This window comes from Kitasatospora sp. NPDC059648 (assembly GCF_042734825.1).
Classification (GTDB): Bacteria; Actinomycetota; Actinomycetes; order Streptomycetales; family Streptomycetaceae; genus Kitasatospora.
The window spans coordinates 42,335-60,338 of the sequence record NZ_JBHWDU010000024.1; the positions used below are offsets into that span (position 1 = coordinate 42,335).

Genomic DNA, 18,004 nt, shown 5'->3' on the forward strand with positions numbered 1-18,004 from the left:
TCAGGCCTCGGCGGCGGCGTCGGCCTCAGCCTCGGCCTTGTCCGACTTCTTGGCCTTCGGGGTGATGGCGACACCGGTGGTGGCGTCCTCGAAGCCGGCGACGGCCTTCGCGAACAGGTGCGAGAAGTCCTCGACCTTGGGCTCGGCGACCTTCAGCGGCTCCGGAGCCGGCAGGCCCTTGAACTTCTGCCAGTCGCCGGTCAGCTTGAGGATGGCGAGCACCGGCTCGGTCGGCTGGGCGCCGACGGACAGCCAGTACTGGGCGCGGTCGCTGTCGACCTCGATCTTCGAGGGGTTGTAGGTCGGCTGGTAGATGCCGATCTCCTCGATCGCGCGACCGTCACGCTTGGTGCGGGCGTCGGCGACGACGATGCGGTAGTGCGGGGAGCGAATCTTGCCGAGACGCTTCAGCTTGATCTTGACTGCCACGGGAGTGGATTCTCCTGGTGTTGACGTGGGTGAGCGGCCTCGCCGTCCGCGTGGGGTTGCGGGGCAGGCCGTTCAAGGGACACGCCAGCCGTAGGAGAGAGGGGTCCTGCCCGGCTGCCGAGTACTCAGCTGTCCATTCTGCCATACCGGCGTGGACGCTCTTCACCCGGCCGTCACGGGGAAAGCCCCGGCGCAGGGCACGAAAGCCCCGGCACAGGGCACGGAGAAGCCGAGAGGCGGGCCCCAACGGATCCCGGACCGCTCAGGGCACGACCGGGAGCCCCCGCTCCCGGTCAGCCCACAGATCCACCGTGTCACCGATGTCACCGTCCAGGTCACCGGCGTCGACGCCACCGGTGCCGATCACCCCGGCCGTACCGACTGCCCGCACAGTCGCCGACCGGTCCCGGCGCCGGATTACGCGATCTTGAACGGCTGCTGGCACGCGCCGCAGACGATGGACGCCTGGGCGAGCACCGACGGCACGACCCGGACGTTGCGTCCGCAGCCGCAAACCGCCTTGACCCGGACGCCGCCTCCGGAGGAGCCGTGCCTGGCGGCCGGCCCGCGGAAGGCACGGTTCGTGCCGTCGCCGGTCACCGCTTCCTGGTGCGCACCCAGGGCGCGCTCCAGGCGCTCGATGGTCTCGGCGTAGCGCTCCTGCGTCTCCTTGAGCATGGTCACCTGGGAGAAGCCGCTGCTGGCGTGCGGCTCGACCGGGTGCGCCAGACCCAGCTCGGAGGCGAGCATCAGGAAGCGCCGGTTGTGGTAGCGGCCGGCCCGCGAGGTGTCCCGGATGTCCCGGGCCGCGGCCAGACCATGGGCAGCCTCGTGGAGGAGCCGCTCGAAACCGAGCCGCGTGCCACAGGCCGAGGAGGACTCGCCGATCAGCGCCTCGGGTGAGGCGAGGTCGGGGAGGTCCTGGTGGTGGGCCTGGATGTCACTCCAGGCGGCGGCCAGTTCGGCCGCGAGGACGAGGGGCTGTGTCGTGCTCACGCTAGACCAACGATGCAGGGCGAGCCGATGTTCCGCATGTTCCCGTTCTCCGGGAATTCCCAGGGAACTCCCAGGAATGCCCGACTGTGCGCGAATTGCGCGTTCCGGATCTGACGCAAGACCAACCCCCTGCCGGTTTCGGCCCGTCGCAGCGTCGGCGGGCCTCGTGGAATTCCGTCCGGGAGCGGGCTGTCGCCCCTGGACGCACGGCCCGTGGACCTGCCGAAGTTGACAGGGCCACGGGCCGTACACCGTACCGCTATTCCGTTAATACCGGCAGTTGACCGGCCAGTAGGGATGTCCGCTTCCCGGACTCCTCCGGCAGAGTTACCGGATTCTTACCCACCCGCATTCCGGGCAAATGTCGCCGGTAACGGTCATTACCCGCCGACGATCGACAAGGCTGCCGACATCAGTACGCACGCGCGACGATCGCGATATTGCCGTCCTGGTCGTCCGCCTGCGGCACCGAACCGTCGGCCGCCACGATGCAGCGCACCGTGACGCCCTGCTCGGCCAGCTTGGCCTCGCCCTCCGCGCCGAGGTCGGCCCAGGAGATCCGGCCCCAGCCGGTCGCGGCGGCCTCGACGGCCTCGTCCAGGGTCTTGACATCGACGGTGCGGGCCTCGCGGCGCTCGCGGGACTGGCGCAGCAGCAGCGCCTGGTCCTCCTCCAGGATGCCCGGCAGCAGCGCGGCCAGGGCGTCGATGGAGACCGGCTCCTTGCCGCCCGGGATGCGGCGGGCCAGCATCGCGGTGCCGTTCTCCAGGTCGCGCGGGCCGACCTCGATGCGCAGCGGAACGCCCTTGAGCTCCCAGTCGACGGCGCGGCGGCCGAAGGGGGTGTCGGTGCGGTCGTCGACCACCACGCGGACACCGGCGGCCTCCAGCCGGGCACCGATCTCGCGGACCTTGGCGATGACCGCGTCGTCGCCCTTGATGGCCAGCACCACGGCCTGGACCGCGGCCAGGCGCGGGGGCACCCGCAGGCCGTTGTCGTCGCCGTGGGACATGATCAGGCCGCCGACCATGCGGGTCGAGACGCCCCAGGAGGTCTGCCAGACGTGCTCGCGCTCGGCGCCCTGCAGCTGGTAGGTGGTGTTGAACGCCTTGGCGAAGTTCTGGCCCAGCTCGTGGCTGGTGCCCATCTGCAGCGCCTTGCCGTCGCCCATCATGCCCTCAAGGGTGAGGGTGTTGATGGCGCCGGCGAAGCGCTCCTTGGCGGTCTTGCGGCCGAGCACGACGTCGATGCCGAGCACGTTGGTCATGAAGTCGCCGTAGACCTGGGTGTGGATCATCGACGCGTAGTCGCGGGCGTCCTCGTAGGTGGCGTGGGCCGTGTGGCCCTCCTGCCAGAGGAACTCGGTGGTGCGCAGGAAGACGCGCGGGCGCAGCTCCCAACGGACCACGTTGGCCCACTGGTTGATCAGGAGGGGCAGGTCGCGGTGGCTCTGCACCCACTTCGAGAAGTACTCGTTGATGATCGTCTCGGAGGTGGGCCGGACGACGACCGGCTCCTCCAGCTGCTTGCCGCCACCGTGCGTGACCACCGCGAGCTCGGGGGCGAAGCCCTCGACGTGCTCGGCCTCCTTGGTCAGGTAGGACTGCGGGATGAACATCGGGAAGTAGGCGTTCTGGGCGCCCGCCTTCTTGATGCGCGCGTCCATCTCCTGCTGCATCCGCTCCCACAGGCCGTAGCCGTACGGTCGGATGACCATGGTGCCGCGCACCGGACCGTTGTCGGCAAGCTCGGCCTTGTTGATGAGGTCCTGGTACCAGCGCGGGAAGTCTTCCGCCTGAGGGGTGAGAACGGGTGCCTTAGCCATGGGCGGAATGGTACGGGGAGCGACGCCCTCACTTCGAATCGCCATCACACCCGCACGAAGGGAGACACGTCCGCGGCCGCGGAACGCCGCCCGCAGGGGGCGCACGACCGCGACACGCCCGCACCACCCTGCACCCCTCTGGACGCCGGGCCCGACCCGCTGTTCGCTGGAGTGGGGCGGGACTTTGGGGGAGCCGTAGCAGCACACCGAAGGACCGGATGGGAGGCCGCGATGGCTTCAGCTCGGACGACCGGCACGACCGCACGACCAGCGGACGCACGACCGGCGGACGCACGACCAGCGGACGCACGACCGACGGGCGCACGACCGCACCACCCGCAGCAGGGGGCCGCCGGGCCCGCGCGGGCGCGCGACTGGGCGGAGATCCAGGAACGCATGCTGGTGCCGCTCTACGAGGCGGTGTACGACCGCCTGGAGGTCGGCCCGGCGAGCAGCGTGCTGGGCCTGGGCTGCCGGTCCGGACTGGCCCTGCTGCTCGCCGCCGGGCGGGGCGCCCAGGTATCCGGACAGGAGCCGCGGGAGGAGCTGCGCGAGCTGGCCCGGGGCCGTCGGCTGCGGGTGTGCGCGGGGGGCCGGCCGGCCGCCGCCGTCCCCCGCTCGGCCCATTCGCTGGTGACGGTTTTCGACCAGCTGCCCGGCGCCGCCGATCCGGGCCGGGTGGTCGCCGAGGCCGCCCGACTCACCCTTCCGGGGGGCCACGTGGTGCTCGCCGCCTGGGGCCCGCAGGAGCGCTGCGAGAGCGCGCCGGTGCTGGACGCGGCCCGTCGGATGGCGGGACGGACCACCGCGCGCGACCCGTTCGAGCTGAGCACACCGGGCGCGCTGGAGGACCTGCTCGCCCCGGTCGGCCTGCGTCCGGCCGGGAGCGGGCGGGTCAGCTGCCCGTTCGCCTACCCGGACCTCGACAGCGCGGTGCGGGGTCTGCTCTCCACCGGGCTGTTCGAGGCGGCCGAGGAGTTCTCCGGCGCCGCGCTGGTGGCCAAGGAGCTGGAGGAGTCGCTGCAGCCCTACCTGCGCCCGGACGGCTCGGTCCGGATGGAGAACGTCTTCCGCTACCTGGTCGCCGAGCGACCGCGCTGAGGACGGCGACGTACGAAGGCAGCGACGAAGGGCGACGCACGGAGCCGAGGACACCCGACGGAGCACACCGAACCGAGGACACCCGACCGAACACACCGAGCTGGAGACACCGAACCGAGCACACGAGCCGGACGCCCGAAACCGGGGGCGCCCGCTACCAAGGCGAGCGCCCCCGGCCCATCTTTCACGCCCCGCGCGTCACACCTCCTCCTCGGACGCCCCGCGCGGCACCCCCGCCGCCCGGTAGGCCGCCTCCTCGTCCAGCGTCTCCGCCTCCAGCAGCGCCGCCGCCAGCGCGTCCAGCCGGTGCCGCTGCTCGGCCAGGATCCGCACCGCGTCCTCGTAGCACTCGGCGACGATCCGCCGGGCCTCCTCGTCCACCGCGTCGAGCGTGGTCGGCGCCGCCGAGAGCCCGTACGCGCCCTGCGCGTCCGAGGGCACCGCGGTGAGCCGGCCGACCCGCTCGCTCATCCCCCAGCGCCCGGCCATCCCGCGGGCGATGTTGGTGACCTGCTCCAGGTCGCTCTCCGCGCCGGTGGTGATCACCCCGTAGACCACCTGCTCGGCCGCCATCCCGCCCAGCGCGCCGATGATCCGGCCGCGCAGGTAGGGCTCGGTGTACGAGTAGCGGTCGTTCTCCGGGGTGGAGAGGGTGACGCCGAGGGCGCGGCCGCGCGGCACGATGGTGATCTTGCGGACCGGGTCCGCACCCGACTGGAGCATGCCCAGCAGCGCGTGCCCGCTCTCGTGGTACGCCGTCCGCTCGCGCTCCTCCTGCGGCATCACCAGCGGCCGAACGGCACCGAGTTGGACCTTCTCCAGGGCGTCCGAGAGGTCCCGCTCGTTGACCGCGTCCTGATCCCGCTTGACGGCCAGCAGGGCGGCCTCGTTGACCAGGTTGGCGAGTTCGGCGCCGGTCATCCCGGGGGTGACCTTGGCCAGCTGGTGGAGGTCGGTGTCGCCGGCCAGCGGAACGGCCCGGGTGTGGATGCGCAGGATGGCCGCGCGGCCCTCCCGGTCGGGCGGGCTGACGGTGATCCGGCGGTCGAAGCGGCCGGGGCGCAGCAGCGCCGGGTCGAGCACGTCGGCCCGGTTGGTGGCGGCGATCACGATGACGCCCTCGGAGCCGGTGAAGCCGTCCATCTCGGTGAGGATCTGGTTGAGCGTCTGCTCGCGCTCGTCGTGCCCGCCCATGCCGCCGCCGGCGCCGCGCTGGCGGCCGATGGTGTCGATCTCGTCGATGAAGATGATCGCCGGGGCGACCTTGCGGGCCTCGGCGAACAGTTCGCGGACCCGGCTGGCGCCGACGCCGACGATCATCTCGATGAACTCGGAGGCAGAGGCGGAGAAGAACGGCACGTCCGCCTCGCCTGCCACGGCCCGGGCCAGCAGGGTCTTGCCCGTCCCGGGCGGGCCGCTGAGCAGGACCCCGCGCGGCATCTTGGCTCCGAGCCTGCGGTACCGCTCGGGGTTCTTCAAGTAGTCGACCACCTCCGTGAGTTCGGCCTCGACCTCGTCGATGCCTGCCACGTCGGCGAAGGTGGTGCGCTTGCCCTGCTCGGCGGTGACCGGCTTGGGCGGGGCCTTGCGGCCGAGCGGTCCGGCGCCGAGGCCGCCGGACATCCGGCGGGCGAGCAGCACCCAGACGAAGACCAGCAGCAGCATCGGAGCGAGCGAGAGCAGCAGGTTGGTGAGGAAGCTGCGCTGCTGGACCGGCGAGGTGGCGGTGACCTCGACGCCCTGCTGTTGCAGGGTGGTCCACAGGTTGTCGCCCGCGAAGGAGGGGCGCTGGGTGTCGAACTCCGTGTAGTCGCCCTTGCCGCCGTCGGGTTTGGGCTGGGCGCTCTTGAGGGTGCCCTCGATCGCGTCGCCCTTGGCGTAGATCTTGGTGATGTTGCCCTTGTTCAGCTGGTTGTTGAACTCGGTGTAGGAGATCGTGGTGGCACCCTGGTTGCCGAAGAACGACAGCAGCAGGTCGGAGATCACGAACACCACGAGTGCGGTGAGGACGAGGCCCGCCCAGCCGCCGGGCATCCGGCCGCGGGGTGGTGGCGGGGGCGGGGCGCCCTCGGACCGCCAGGGCTGGTCGGGGGTCTGGCGCGGCGGTACGGGTTCGGTCACCCACCGGACGATACGGACAGGCACTCGGGCGGGCCAACCGCAACGCCGCGCCGGACCGGCCGTACGGCCGCACCGAGGCCTCCGACCAGCGGATATGCCGCATCGACAACAGCCGGGCCGCGCCGCCCGGCCACCCCTCGGCCGTCAGCCCGCGCCGCCCGGCCACCCCTCGGCCGTCAGCCCGCGCCGCCCGGCCACCCCTCGGCCGGAGGCCCTCCGCGCCCGGCCGCCCCTCGGCCGTCAGCCCTCCGCGCCCGGCCACTCCTCGGCCGTCAGCGCGAACCGCTCGTGGTCCCGCCAGTCCCCCTGCAGGAACAGCATCCGCGGCGTGAAGCCCTCGTGCCGGAAGCCCAGCCGCTTGGCCATCGCGATGGAGCGCTCGTTCTCCGGCTGCACGTTGATCTCCAGCCGGTGCAGGCCCAGCCCGTCGGCCGACTGCGGGGCGAAGCAGCGGTCCAGGATCAGCCGCAGTCCCTCGGACATCCGCCCGGTGCCGGCGTACGGCAGGTAGGAGTCGTAGCCCAGCGTGGCGTTGCAGAACCGGCCCATCACGATGTTGGCGACGTTCACCTTGCCGACCAGCCCGCCGGTGTCCCGGTCGAAGATCAGGAAGGTGCGCAGGCCCGCGCCCTGGCGGCTCAGGAGCTCCGGCAGCCCGTCCGGCTCGACCGGGTTCCACCGCCCGATGTGCTCGGCGGACCGACGGACCGCCTCCGCGTACAGAACCTCGTCCTCGGCCCTCGGGGCCCTGATCATCACTCGCATGCCGACATCATCGGACACTGCGGCGTTCCCGGACACGGCACCCGCCTCGGACACACGACCGGCCCGCCGCCCGGAAACACCGGACGACGGGCCGATCAGGACCGGACGGCGCCGCTCACCGGCGCTCGGGCCGACGGCTGCCGAGCACCGCCGAGGGCTACAGCATGTCCTTGAACTCCTTGGGCAGCTCGAAGTCTGCCGGACCCTTGCCCGCCCCGAGGCCGAACGCGCCGCCGTCGGCCGGGCCCTGGCCGCCGCCCGCGCCGAGCGCACGGCGCTCGGCGGCCGCGGCCTCCTCCTGCGCGCGCTTCAGCGGGTTGCCGCTCTTGCGCTTGCCCTTGGCCTGCGGGGCCTTCTTGGCGGACTTCTTCGCGCCGCCGCCCATGCCCGGGATCCCCGGCATGCCGGGCATGCCCTTGCCGGAGGCCATCGCGGACATCATCTTGCGGGCGTCGAAGAACCGCTCGACCAGGTTCTTGACCTCGCCGACCTGGACGCCCGAACCCTTGGCGATGCGGGCCCGGCGGGAGCCGTTGATCAGCTCCGGCTCGGCGCGCTCGGCCGGGGTCATCGACTTGATGATCGCGCCGACCCGGTTGACGTCCTTGTCGTCGATGTTGTTGATCTGCTCGCGGATCTGGCCCATGCCGGGCAGCATGCCGAGCAGCTTGGAGATCGAGCCCATCTTCTGGACCTGCTCCAGCTGCGACAGGAAGTCGTCCAGGGTGAACGCCTTGGGGCCGCCGCGCAGCTTGGCGGCGATCTTCTCGGCCTCGGCCTGCGAGAAGGTCTGCTCGGCCTTCTCGATCAGCGAGAGGACGTCACCCATGCCCAGGATGCGCGAGGCCATCCGGTCCGGGTGGAAGGCGTCGAAGTCGTCGACCTTCTCGCCGTTGGAGGCGAACATGATCTGCCGGCCGGTGACGTGCGCGACCGACAGGGCGGCACCGCCGCGGGCGTCGCCGTCGAGCTTGGAGAGCACCACGCCGGTGAAGTCGACGCCGTCGAGGAAGGCCTGCGCGGTGGTCACCGCGTCCTGGCCGATCATCGCGTCGACGACGAACAGGACCTCGTCCGGGTTCACCGCGGCGCGGATGTCCGCGGCCTGCTGCATCAGCTCGGCGTCGATGCCCAGGCGGCCGGCGGTGTCGACGATGACGACGTCGTACTGCTTCTGCTTGGCGTACTCGATCGAGTCCTTGGCCACCTGCACCGGGTCGCCGACGCCGTTGCCCGGCTGCGGGCCGTAGAAGGCCACGCCCGCCCGCTCGGCCATCACCTGGAGCTGGTTGACGGCGTTGGGGCGCTGGAGGTCGCAGGCGACCAGCAGCGGGGTGTGCTTCTGCTTCTGCAGCCAGTGGCCGAGCTTGCCCGCGAGGGTGGTCTTACCGGCACCCTGCAGACCGGCGAGCATGATGACCGTCGGGCCGCTCTTGGCGAACCGCACCCGGCGGGTCTCGCCGCCGAGGATCGCGATGAGCTCCTCGTTGACGATCTTGATGATCTGCTGCGCCGGGTTCAGCGCGCCGGAGACCTCGGCGCCGAGCGCCCGCTCCTTGACCTGCTTGATGAAGGCCCGGACGACCGGCAGCGCGACGTCCGCCTCCAGCAGCGCGATGCGGATCTCGCGGGCGGTGGCGTCGATGTCCGCCTCGCTCAGGCGGCCCTTGCCCCGGAGGTTCTTGAACGTCGCTGCGAGGCGATCGGAAAGGGTGTCGAACACGTCGGCGCGGGTCCTCTGCGGCATCGGTATCGGTACGGTCGTCGTCCCCCAGGGTATCCGGCCACCCCGGGTACGGTCTCCACCCCCGTGACGGAAGCCTCAGGGCCGGACCGGGGAGCCGGCCCGGGGAGCAGCTCCGGACGGGCCCCGGAGCGCCCCGGACCGGCCCGGGAGCAGCCCCGGCCCACCCCTCAGGCCAGCGCCGCCCGGACCGCCGCCGCGACCTCCCCGGCCCGCCCGGGGCTGAGCGGACACCCCGCCGGATCGGTCAGGTAGAAGGAGTCGACGGCCTCCGCGCCCAGCGTGGAGACGTGCGCGGTACGCACCCGGACGCCCGCCCCGTCCAGCGCCCGGCCGATCCGGTGCAGCAGCCCGGGGGCGTCGTGGGCGCGGACCTCCAGCACCGTCGCGGTCGCCGAGACCACCGCGGGCGCCACCGCGACCAGCGGCGGCGGGGTGGGAATGCCCTTGCGGCGCGGGGCGGCGGCGTCCCGCTCGGCGAGGCGGCGGGAGACGTCCAGCGAGCCGTCCAGCGCCCGGCGCAGGTCGGCGCGCAGCCGGGCCGCCTCCGGCAGCTCGCCGAACTCCGCGGCCACCCGCCAGGTCAGCAGCAGCACCGGTCCGGAGCCGACCGGGTCCAGCTCGCGCAAGCCCGCCGAGCGGACGGTCAGCCGGTGCAGCGCCAGTACGCCGGCCACCGTCCCGAGCAGTCCGGGCCGGTCCGGGACGGCGAGGGTCAGTTCGACGCCCATCGGCCCGTTGCCCGGCTCCGCCCCCTCCGCCCGGGCCAGCAGGGACAGCGCGGGGCCGCCGGTGCGGGCGGCCTCGACCGCGATCCGTTCCTGCTCGGCGTTCGGATGGGCCGAGGGCGCGGCCTCCCCCGGCGCGGCCCCGCCCCCGGCCAGCTGCGCGGCGGCCCGGGCCACCAGGCCGTCCACCAGCGAGGCGCGCCAGCCGCTCCACGCCGCCGGGCCGGTGGCCAGCGCGTCCGCCTCGGTGAGCGCGTGCAGCAGCTCCAGCTCCGGCAGGGTGCCGACCGCCTTGGTGATCGCCTCCACGGTGGCCGGGTCGTCCGGGTCGCGCCGGGTCGCGGTGTCGACCAGGGTCAGGTGGTGGCGGACCAGCACCGCCAGGGTCTCGGTGTCCTCGACGGGGAAGCCCATCCGGGTGGCCAGGTCGCGGACGATCACCTCGCCGGCCTCGCTGTGGTCACCGGGCCAGCCCTTGCCGATGTCGTGCAGCAGCGCGGCGACCAGCAGCAGGTCCGGCCGGGCCACCCGGCGGGTCATCGCGGCGGCCCGGACGGCCGTCTCCACCAGGTGCCGGTCCACCGTCCAGCGGTGCACCGCGTTGCGCTGCGGACGGCACCGCACCCGCTCCCAGTCCGGCAGCAGCCCGGTGACCAGCCCCTCCGCCTCCAGCGCTTCCCACACCGGGACGGCCGCCTCCCCCGCCCCCAGCAGGGTGACCAGCAGATCGCGCGCCTCGTCCGGCCAGGGCACCGGCAGCGGCCGGCACTCCGCGGCCAGCCGGCGCACCGTCGCGTACGAGACGGTCAGCCCGTTCTGCGCGGCGGCGGCCGCGGCGCGCAGCGGCAGTACCGGGTCGGCGGCCGGGCGGGCCCCCTGGGCGAGCACCGCCTCGCCGTCCTGCTCGACCACGCCCTCGGCGAGCGGACGGCGGGCGACGGCGCCCCGGGCCACCGCGCCCGTGCCGCGCCCGGCGCCGGCGAACCGGAAGGCCGGCCGGCCCGCCCGGCGACCCCGGCCGGACCGGGCGGCGAGCACCCGGTCCACCGCCCGCCAGGTGACGTCGCTCGCGTAGGCGATGGTCCGGGCGGCCTCGTAGACCTGGCGCAGCAGGGTGTCGGCGTCCAGCACGCCGAGCCGCTCGGCGACCTGGTCCTGGTCCTGGAGGCTGAGCCGTTCGGTGGCCCGGCCGGTGGCCAGGTGCAGCGCGTCGCGGACGTCGGCGAGCCGCAGTGCGGCGGCCTCCAGGCCGTCCCGGGGCGCGTCGGCGAGCCAGGTCGCGGCGACGGCGTCGAGCGCGACCAGGTCGCGCAGGCCGCCGCGGGCCTCCTTCAGGTCGGGCTCCAGCAGGAAGGACAGCTCGCCGTGCCGCTCGGCCCGCTCCCGGACCAGCTCGCGCAGCTCGGGCAGGCGCGCGGGGGCGCTCGCGCGCCAGTCGGTGAGCACCGCGGAGCGCAGCGCGGCGGTGAGCGCCTCGTCCCCGGCGAGGTGGCGGGCGTCCAGCAGGCCGAGCTGGGCCTTGAGGTCGGCGGCGGCCACCGCCCGGGCCTCGGCGGGGGTACGCACCGAGTGGTCGAGCTTGGCGCCCGTGTCCCAGACCGGGTACCAGATCCGCTCGGGCAGTTCGGCGGCGACCGGGCCGTCGTGCAGCAGCAGCACGTCGAGGTCGCTGCGCGGGGACAGCTCGCCCCGGCCGTAGCCGCCGACGGCGACCAGCGCGACGCCGGACGACGGGGCGCCGGCCTCGGCGAGCAGTCCGGCCAGCCAGTCGTCGGTGAGCCGGGCGAGCGCGGCGCGGCGCGGGCGGCCGGTCAGCCCGGGCCGCTCCAGCAGCTCGGCCCGGGCCGAGGCGTAGGCCGATGGGTCCGGGGGGCCGGAGGAAGGGCTGGTCTCGATGGTCATGCGCGGGTCCCGTCCGTGGTGCCGGTTGGTCCTGGACGCCCGTACGGCCGCGGCGGCGGCCCGGGCGCCGGTACGCCGACCGGCGGACCCGCGCCCCGTGGAGGGGCGGGCCCGCCGGACCGCTCAGTGCCTCACAGGGCGTCGGGCCCGCGTTCGCCGGTGCGGACCCGGACGGCGGTGTCGACCGGGATGCTCCACACCTTGCCGTCGCCGATCTTCCCGGTCCTCGCGGCCTTCACCAGGACGTCGATCAGGTCGTCGGCGTCCTCGTCCTCGGTCAGGACCTCGATCCTGATCTTCGGCACCAGGTCCACGGTGTACTCGGCGCCCCGGTAGACCTCGGTGTGGCCGCGCTGGCGGCCGTAGCCGCTGGCCTCGGTGACGGTCAGGCCGTGGACCCCGAAGGCCTGCAGGGCGGCCTTCACCTCGTCCAGGCGGTACGGCTTGATCACGGCGGTGATGAGCTTCATCGGGCGTCGACCTCGGTCTTCTCGGCAGTCTTCTCGGCGGACTTCTCAACGGACTTCCCGGCGGCCTTGCCCGCGGCCTTCGCCGCAGGCTTCCCGCCGGGCGCGGTGCCGGGGCCCGAGGACGGGAGCGCCCGGGCCAGGCCGGCGCCGACAGCGCTGAAATCGTAGGCGGACTCGGCGTGTTCGGCCTGGTCGATGCCGGCCACCTCGACCTCCTCGGGGACCCGGAAGCCGACCAGCTTGTCGACCGCCTTGGCCAGCAGCCAGGACAGCACGAAGGAGTACGCCGCGACCACCGCCACGCCCAGCGCCTGCTTGCCGAGCTGGGCCGGCCCACCGCCGTAGAACAGGCCCTTGGCGGTCTGGCCGACCCCACCGGTGGCGAACAGGCCGATCAGCAGGGAGCCGACCGCCCCGCCCACCGCGTGCACGCCCACCACGTCGAGCGAGTCGTCGAAGCCCCAGCGGTACTTGAGCGAGACGGCGGCGGCGCAGACCGCGCCCGCGATCAGGCCGATCGCCACCGCGCCGAGCGGGCTGACCGAACCGCAGGCCGGGGTGATCGCGACCAGCCCGGCCACCGCGCCGGAGGCAGCGCCCAGCGTCGTGAACGCGCCGTGCTTGAGCTTCTCGAAGACCAGCCAGCCGACCAGCGCCGCGCCGGTGGCGACCTGGGTGTTCACCATCGCCATCGCGGCGACGCCGTTGGCGGCCAGCGCCGAGCCCGCGTTGAAGCCGAACCAGCCGAACCAGAGCAGTCCGGAGCCGAGCATCACCAGCGGCAGGCTGTGCGGGCGCATCGGGTCCTTCTTGAAGCCGACCCGCTTGCCCAGCACCAGGCAGAGCGCGAGGCCCGCCACACCGGCGTTGATGTGCACGGCCGTGCCGCCGGCGAAGTCGATCACGCCGTTTCTGTCGCCCAGCCAGCCACCGTTGCCGTTGTCGACGAAGAAGACCCAGTGCGCGACCGGGAAGTAGACGACCGTCACCCAGAGCGCGATGAACAGGCCCCAGGCGGCGAACTTGGCCCGGTCCGCGACGGCACCGCTGATCAGCGCCGGGGTGATGATCGCGAACATCAGCTGGAAGACCGCGAACGCCGTCACCGGGATCGAACCGGTCAGCTCGTTCAGCCCGATGCCGCGCATCCCGAGGAAGTCCAGGTTGCCGATGAGCCCGGCGAACGCGTCGGGCCCGAAGCTGAGCGAGTAGCCGTACAGGACCCAGAGCACGCTGACGATGCCGAGCGAGAGGAAGCTCATCGCCAGCATGTTCAGGGTGCTCTTGGCCCTGACCATGCCCCCGTAGAAGAAGGCCAGGCCCGGGGTCATCACCATGACCAGGGCCGCACTGATGAGCACGAAGGCGGTGTCGCCCGCGCTGAAGCCGTCCGGCATCGGCGTCTCCTCTGCGTGAAAGCCGCTCCACCCCCGGGTACCTGTCCCGTGCCACCCGGGGCGTCGGCGATGAACAGGAGAGTGCCGAAGGCTGGTTTCGGCCAGTGCGACCGGTTGTTTCACGGCCGTGACGCGTGCGACGCGCGGGTTACGGGCGCGTGAACCACGGCCCCGCCGCTGGGCCGGATGGGCTACCGTGCCGCCGCACCGCACGGTCCGTCGCCGAAAGCGCCACCGACCGTGACGGCGGCGGCCGTCACGGTCGGTGGCGTCACCGCCCGGGGATCGCTCAGACCACCGAGACGAACTCCGGAATGTCCTGGACCACCCGCTCCTTGAGCCGGCTCACCGCGTCCACGCCCCGGAACCGGGCGGAAGCCGCCTCCGTGGTCTTGCGGACCCGGGAGTTCAGTCGCTCCGACCGCACCTTGGTCGCGATGTCCACCGCCTTCTCGGCGTACCGGACGGCCTCCTCGGCCTCCTTCTGCAGCAGGTGCACGCTGGCCATGCCGATCAGGTTGAAGGCATACGAGCGGACGTGGTCCTCGTCCTGGCGGAACAGGTCGACCGCGCGCTCCATCACCGGCGCCGACAGCGAGGCGTACAGCTGGGCGTTGTCCGAGTGGTACGCCAGGTCGCGGTACGAGTGGGCGTTCTCGGCGTTCAGCTCGGCCGGCGAGAAGAACTTCAGCCAGTCCGGCTCGCCGTCCCCCTCGCGGATGTCGGTGAAGGTGTCCTCGGCCAGCCGGATCGCCCGGGCGCAGCGGTTGACCTCACCGATGGTGGCGTAGGCGCGCGCCTCCATCGCGTACAGCAGGGACTGCTGGCGCGGGGTGGCGGTGTCGCGGCTGCCGTACTGGGCCAGGTGGATGAGCTCCAGGGCGTCCTCGCCCCGGTTGAGGTGGATCATCTGGCGGCTCATGTCGGTGAGGATCAGCGCGCCGAACGGGCGGTCGCCGGCCTCCTTGGCCGCGTGCAGCGCCAGCACGTAGTACTTCTGCGCGCTCGGGTGCATCCCGACGTCGTAGGACATCCAGCCGGCCAGGTGGGCGAGTTCGGCGGTGAGCCGGAACAGCCGCTTGGTGGTGTCCTCGCTGTACGTCTCCTGGAGCAGGTCGGTGACCTCGTGGAGCTGGCCGACCACGGCCTTGCGGCGCAGCCCGCCGCCGTTCTGGGCGTCCCACTGGCGGAACATGACCGTGGTCTGCTCCAGCAGTTCCAGCTCGGGCTCGGAGAGCCGGCCGGTGAACGCCTCGCCTCCGTTGGCCGCGGTGAGGATCGGGGTGGGCACGCCGGTCGGGCCGGGGGCGAGCCAGCGCTGCATCGGCTCGATCAGCGCGGCGCCGGCGGTCAGCGCGAGCGAGGTGCCGAGGAAGCCCCGGCGGTTGAGCATCAGGTCGCTGCGGGAGTAGTCGCTGATCAGCTGGACGGTCTGCGGTCCGCTCCACGGCAGGTCCACGCCGCCGCCGACGGTGGAGACGGGGATCGCGGCGCGCAGGCCGAGGTCCTCGATCGAGACCACCGAGCCGAAGCGCTCCGAGAACAGCTCCGACATGATCTTGGGGATCGGCTCCCGGGGCTGCTCGCCGTCGAGCCAGCGGCGCACCCGGGAGGTGTCGGTGGACACGTGGTGGGCGCCGATCTGCCGGGCCCTGCGGTTGACCTGGCGGGCCAGCTCGCCCTTGGACCAGCCGCTACGGGCGAACCACGTGGTCAGCTTCTCGTTGGGTTGCTTCTCTGCCATGGGAACGTCCCCATCCCGCCCGGCCCCTGCGGGGCCCCCGATCGTGACCGCCCGACGGTTGCGGGCTCTTGCCAGACGTGCCGTGCCTGAGGTGCTGCGTACCGCCCCGTCGCACTGGTGTGCCATCGTCGTGGACGGTGCGTCAGATCCCCAACTCCCGTTCCCCGACGGGCCGGAACGGAACCCGGCGACGTCCGTGTGCTGAACGTAGTGCCCCTGGAGGCACCCGTGGGAGCGGCCCTGGCGAAACGCCACCTTTCGCCACCCCCAGGAGTGAACCGAAGCAAGGGGGCACACGCTTCACTGGATAGGCGCGACGGTCCGGCATATGCGGGCCGCCAAGTCCCCCGGCCAACCCCGGAAGGCCCGGCAGACTCCGCAATCCACCGCAGTCACAAGCGATTTCGCCGTCCACTCGGGACGGCAACCGCCTCTCGCACCCGACGATCCGGCATCGGCGCCGCCCCCACAAGGCGGCGCCCGAGGCACACCATCGCAACAGGCGCACGCCAAGCGCTGCGCGCCGCCACCGCACCACGCACCACGCAACGGACAATCAACACACAGTCACCATCCCGTAACCATCGGCAACGAGAACCTGTTGGGGGAGGCATGGACAACCTGTTCGGCGAACTTCGACTGGGGCACCTGCGGCTGGCACCGCTGGGCGCGCGCCGCCGCACCAAGGTCACCGCGTCCCAGGCCGCTGCGGAGTACACCGGCCGCTGGGGCTGGACGGTCGCCACCGGCGCCCCGGGCGCCGGCGCCACCGCCCCGACCCGCTGTCCCTGCGGCTCCCACCGCTGCGCCGCGCCCGGCCTGCACCCCGTGCCGGGCACCGCGGGCCGGACCGCCGCCAGCCCCGAGGGCTCGGTGCTGTTCCCCACCGGCCGCGCCTTCGACGTGCTGGACGTCCCCGAGCAGGCCGGCCTCCAGGCGCTGGTCCGGCTGGAGCGGATGGGCACCCAGGTCGGCCCCGTGCTCGCCCCGCCCACCGGCCGGATGCAGTTCCTGGTCGCCGCCGGCACCGCCCGCCGCCTGCCCGACCTGCTGTACCGGATGGGCTGGGACGACGCCGCGCTCGACCTCACCTGCCACGGCGAGGGCAGCTACGTCGCCGCCCCGCCCACCGTCCTAGGAGGGCACGGCCCGGTCCGCTGGCTGCGCCGCCCCACCCGCGACAACGCCGGCTGCCCGCCCGAGGCCCGGCTGCTGCTCGGCACCCTCGCCTACGCCTGCCACCGCAGCCGCGAGCGCACCGCCGAACCCGCCTGGATCGCCTCGTGACCCGCCCGCTCACTCCCGGGACGCTCTGATCCGACGCCGACTGTCGTCGCCCCGGCGCCCGTCCCCCGCCTGTCGCTCCTCCCTTTCGGCACCGGCGCGCCCCGTCGGTTCGGGGCGGGGCCCCTGAAGAGCGGCTTCCCGGGCAGGAGAAAGGGCCCGCCCCCGAAGGAGCGGACCCTCGCCGACGGGGATGCCCCGGTCAGTCCCCGATCAGCGCGTCCACGAACGCACCCGGCTCGAACGGCGCCAGGTCGTCCGCGCCCTCGCCCAGACCGATCAGCTTGACCGGTACGCCCAGCTCGCGCTGCACCGCGACCACGATGCCGCCCTTGGCGGTGCCGTCCAGCTTGGTCAGCACGATGCCGCTGATGTCCACCACCTCGGCGAACACCCGGGCCTGGATCAGGCCGTTCTGACCGGTGGTGGCGTCCAGCACCAGCAGCACCTCGTCCACCGGGCCGTGCTTCTCGACGACCCGCTTGACCTTGCCCAGCTCGTCCATCAGGCCGGTCTTGGTGTGCAGTCGGCCCGCGGTGTCGATCAGCACGGTGTCCGCGGCCTCGGCGATGCCCTCCTTGACCGCGTCGAAGGCGATCGAAGCCGGGTCGCCGCCCTCCGGGCCGCGCACGGTGCGCGCACCGACCCGCTCGCCCCAGGTCTGCAGCTGGTCCGCGGCGGCGGCCCGGAAGGTGTCGGCCGCGCCGAGCACCACCTTGCGGCCGTCGGCGACCAGCACCCGGGCCAGCTTGCCGGTGGTGGTGGTTTTGCCGACGCCGTTGACGCCGACGACCAGGACCACGGCCGGGCCCTCCTCGTGCTTGGTCGAGCGGACGGTGCGGTCGGCGTCCTTGCCGACCAGCTCGACCAGCTCCTCGCGCAGCAGGCCGCGCAGCTCGTCCGGCGTGCGGGTGCCGAGCACCTTCACCCGGGTGCGCAGCCGCTCGACCAGCTCCTGGGTGGGGGCGACGCCGACGTCCGCGGTGAGCAGGGTCTCCTCGATCTCCTCCCAGGTGTCCTCGTCCAGGTGCTCGCGGGAGAGCAGCGAGAGCAGGCCCTTGCCGAGCGAGTTCTGCGAGCGGGAGAGCCGGGAGCGCAGCCGGACCAGCCGGCCGGCGGTGGGCTCGGGGACCTCGATGGCGGGCGCCACCTCGGCCTCGGCCGGAGCCTCGATCTCGACGGCCTCGACGGCCTCGGGGGCCTCCGGGACCTCCGGGACCTCGGGGGCCTCGGGAAGCGGCACCTCCTCGACGGTGCGGCGCGGCTCCTCGGTCGGCGGCGCGGCCTCCTCGCCGACCTGGGGCTCCTGCGGGGTCTTCGGCGCCGTGATGACCGGCGCCTGCGACTTCGGGGGCAGCTGCTGGCGTCGTCTGCCGGAAACGACGAGGCCCGCGATCGCGCCGATGGCGACCACGGCGATGACTACGGCAAGGATCACGTATTCCATAACTGCTCCAGTATCGGTGACCGGAGCCGTTCCGGACCGCAGCCGGGCCTA

General features: G+C 73.1%; 13 protein-coding genes. 2 read left to right on the forward strand and 11 right to left on the reverse strand.

Translation table 11 applies throughout. The annotated features are described in order from the left end of the window. From rpsP to proS, 3 genes are all read right to left on the reverse strand, one after another. On the reverse strand, positions 1-429 hold the full coding sequence (gene rpsP, locus ACFV1W_RS17000) for a 30S ribosomal protein S16 (RefSeq protein ID WP_196946892.1): 429 nt from the start codon (positions 427-429) through the stop codon (positions 1-3). A 417-nt stretch (positions 430-846) separates the two neighbouring features. Further along, positions 847-1,425 (reverse strand): hypothetical protein, encoded by a 579-nt coding sequence (locus ACFV1W_RS17005; protein WP_380417278.1) that lies wholly within the window; start codon positions 1,423-1,425, stop codon positions 847-849. Positions 1,426-1,837: 412 nt separating this feature from the next. Next, a complete protein-coding gene (gene proS / locus ACFV1W_RS17010; protein WP_380417280.1) occupies positions 1,838-3,250 on the reverse strand; it encodes a proline--tRNA ligase in 1,413 nt (470 codons plus the stop codon). Between the two features lie 396 nt (positions 3,251-3,646). Here proS and ACFV1W_RS17015 point away from each other — a divergent pair, with 396 nt between their 5' ends. Continuing rightward, positions 3,647-4,351, forward strand: a complete 705-nt coding sequence (locus ACFV1W_RS17015) for a class I SAM-dependent methyltransferase (RefSeq protein ID WP_380417282.1) — start codon at positions 3,647-3,649, stop codon at positions 4,349-4,351. Positions 4,352-4,549: 198 nt separating this feature from the next. On the opposite strand, the gene ftsH is transcribed toward ACFV1W_RS17015, so the two are convergent. From ftsH to ACFV1W_RS17050, 7 genes are all read right to left on the reverse strand, one after another. Further along, complete coding sequence (gene ftsH / locus ACFV1W_RS17020) at positions 4,550-6,472, reverse strand: ATP-dependent zinc metalloprotease FtsH (RefSeq protein WP_380417284.1); 1,923 nt, start codon at positions 6,470-6,472, stop codon at positions 4,550-4,552. A 240-nt stretch (positions 6,473-6,712) separates the two neighbouring features. Then, complete coding sequence (locus ACFV1W_RS17025) at positions 6,713-7,237, reverse strand: GNAT family N-acetyltransferase (RefSeq protein WP_380417286.1); 525 nt, start codon at positions 7,235-7,237, stop codon at positions 6,713-6,715. Positions 7,238-7,394: 157 nt separating this feature from the next. Then, positions 7,395-8,960, reverse strand: coding sequence for a signal recognition particle protein (gene ffh, locus ACFV1W_RS17030; protein ID WP_380417359.1), 1,566 nt, complete (start codon positions 8,958-8,960; stop codon positions 7,395-7,397). A 191-nt stretch (positions 8,961-9,151) separates the two neighbouring features. After that, positions 9,152-11,611 carry a [protein-PII] uridylyltransferase gene (locus tag ACFV1W_RS17035; RefSeq protein WP_380417288.1) on the reverse strand — a complete coding sequence of 820 codons (2,460 nt, stop codon included), beginning with the start codon at positions 11,609-11,611 and terminating at the stop codon, positions 9,152-9,154. A 131-nt stretch (positions 11,612-11,742) separates the two neighbouring features. Continuing rightward, the gene (locus ACFV1W_RS17040; RefSeq protein WP_380417290.1) at positions 11,743-12,081 is read right to left on the reverse strand and encodes a P-II family nitrogen regulator; all 339 of its coding nucleotides are present in this window, start codon (positions 12,079-12,081) and stop codon (positions 11,743-11,745) included. Beyond that, the gene (locus ACFV1W_RS17045; protein WP_380417292.1) at positions 12,078-13,478 is read right to left on the reverse strand and encodes an ammonium transporter; all 1,401 of its coding nucleotides are present in this window, start codon (positions 13,476-13,478) and stop codon (positions 12,078-12,080) included. The genes ACFV1W_RS17040 and ACFV1W_RS17045 overlap by 4 nt, the downstream gene beginning before the upstream one ends. A gap of 289 nt (positions 13,479-13,767) precedes the next feature. Beyond that, complete coding sequence (locus ACFV1W_RS17050; RefSeq protein WP_380417294.1) at positions 13,768-15,222, reverse strand: hypothetical protein; 1,455 nt, start codon at positions 15,220-15,222, stop codon at positions 13,768-13,770. 612 nt (positions 15,223-15,834) lie between these two features. Here ACFV1W_RS17050 and ACFV1W_RS17055 point away from each other — a divergent pair. Next, the gene (locus tag ACFV1W_RS17055; RefSeq protein ID WP_380417296.1) at positions 15,835-16,509 is read left to right on the forward strand and encodes a bifunctional DNA primase/polymerase; all 675 of its coding nucleotides are present in this window, start codon (positions 15,835-15,837) and stop codon (positions 16,507-16,509) included. Between the two features lie 199 nt (positions 16,510-16,708). On the opposite strand, the gene ftsY is transcribed toward ACFV1W_RS17055, so the two are convergent. Next, positions 16,709-17,953: a signal recognition particle-docking protein FtsY gene (gene ftsY / locus ACFV1W_RS17060; RefSeq protein ID WP_380417297.1), complete on the reverse strand. Its 1,245-nt coding sequence runs from the start codon at positions 17,951-17,953 to the stop codon at positions 16,709-16,711. Positions 17,954-18,004: the final 51 nt, after the last annotated feature.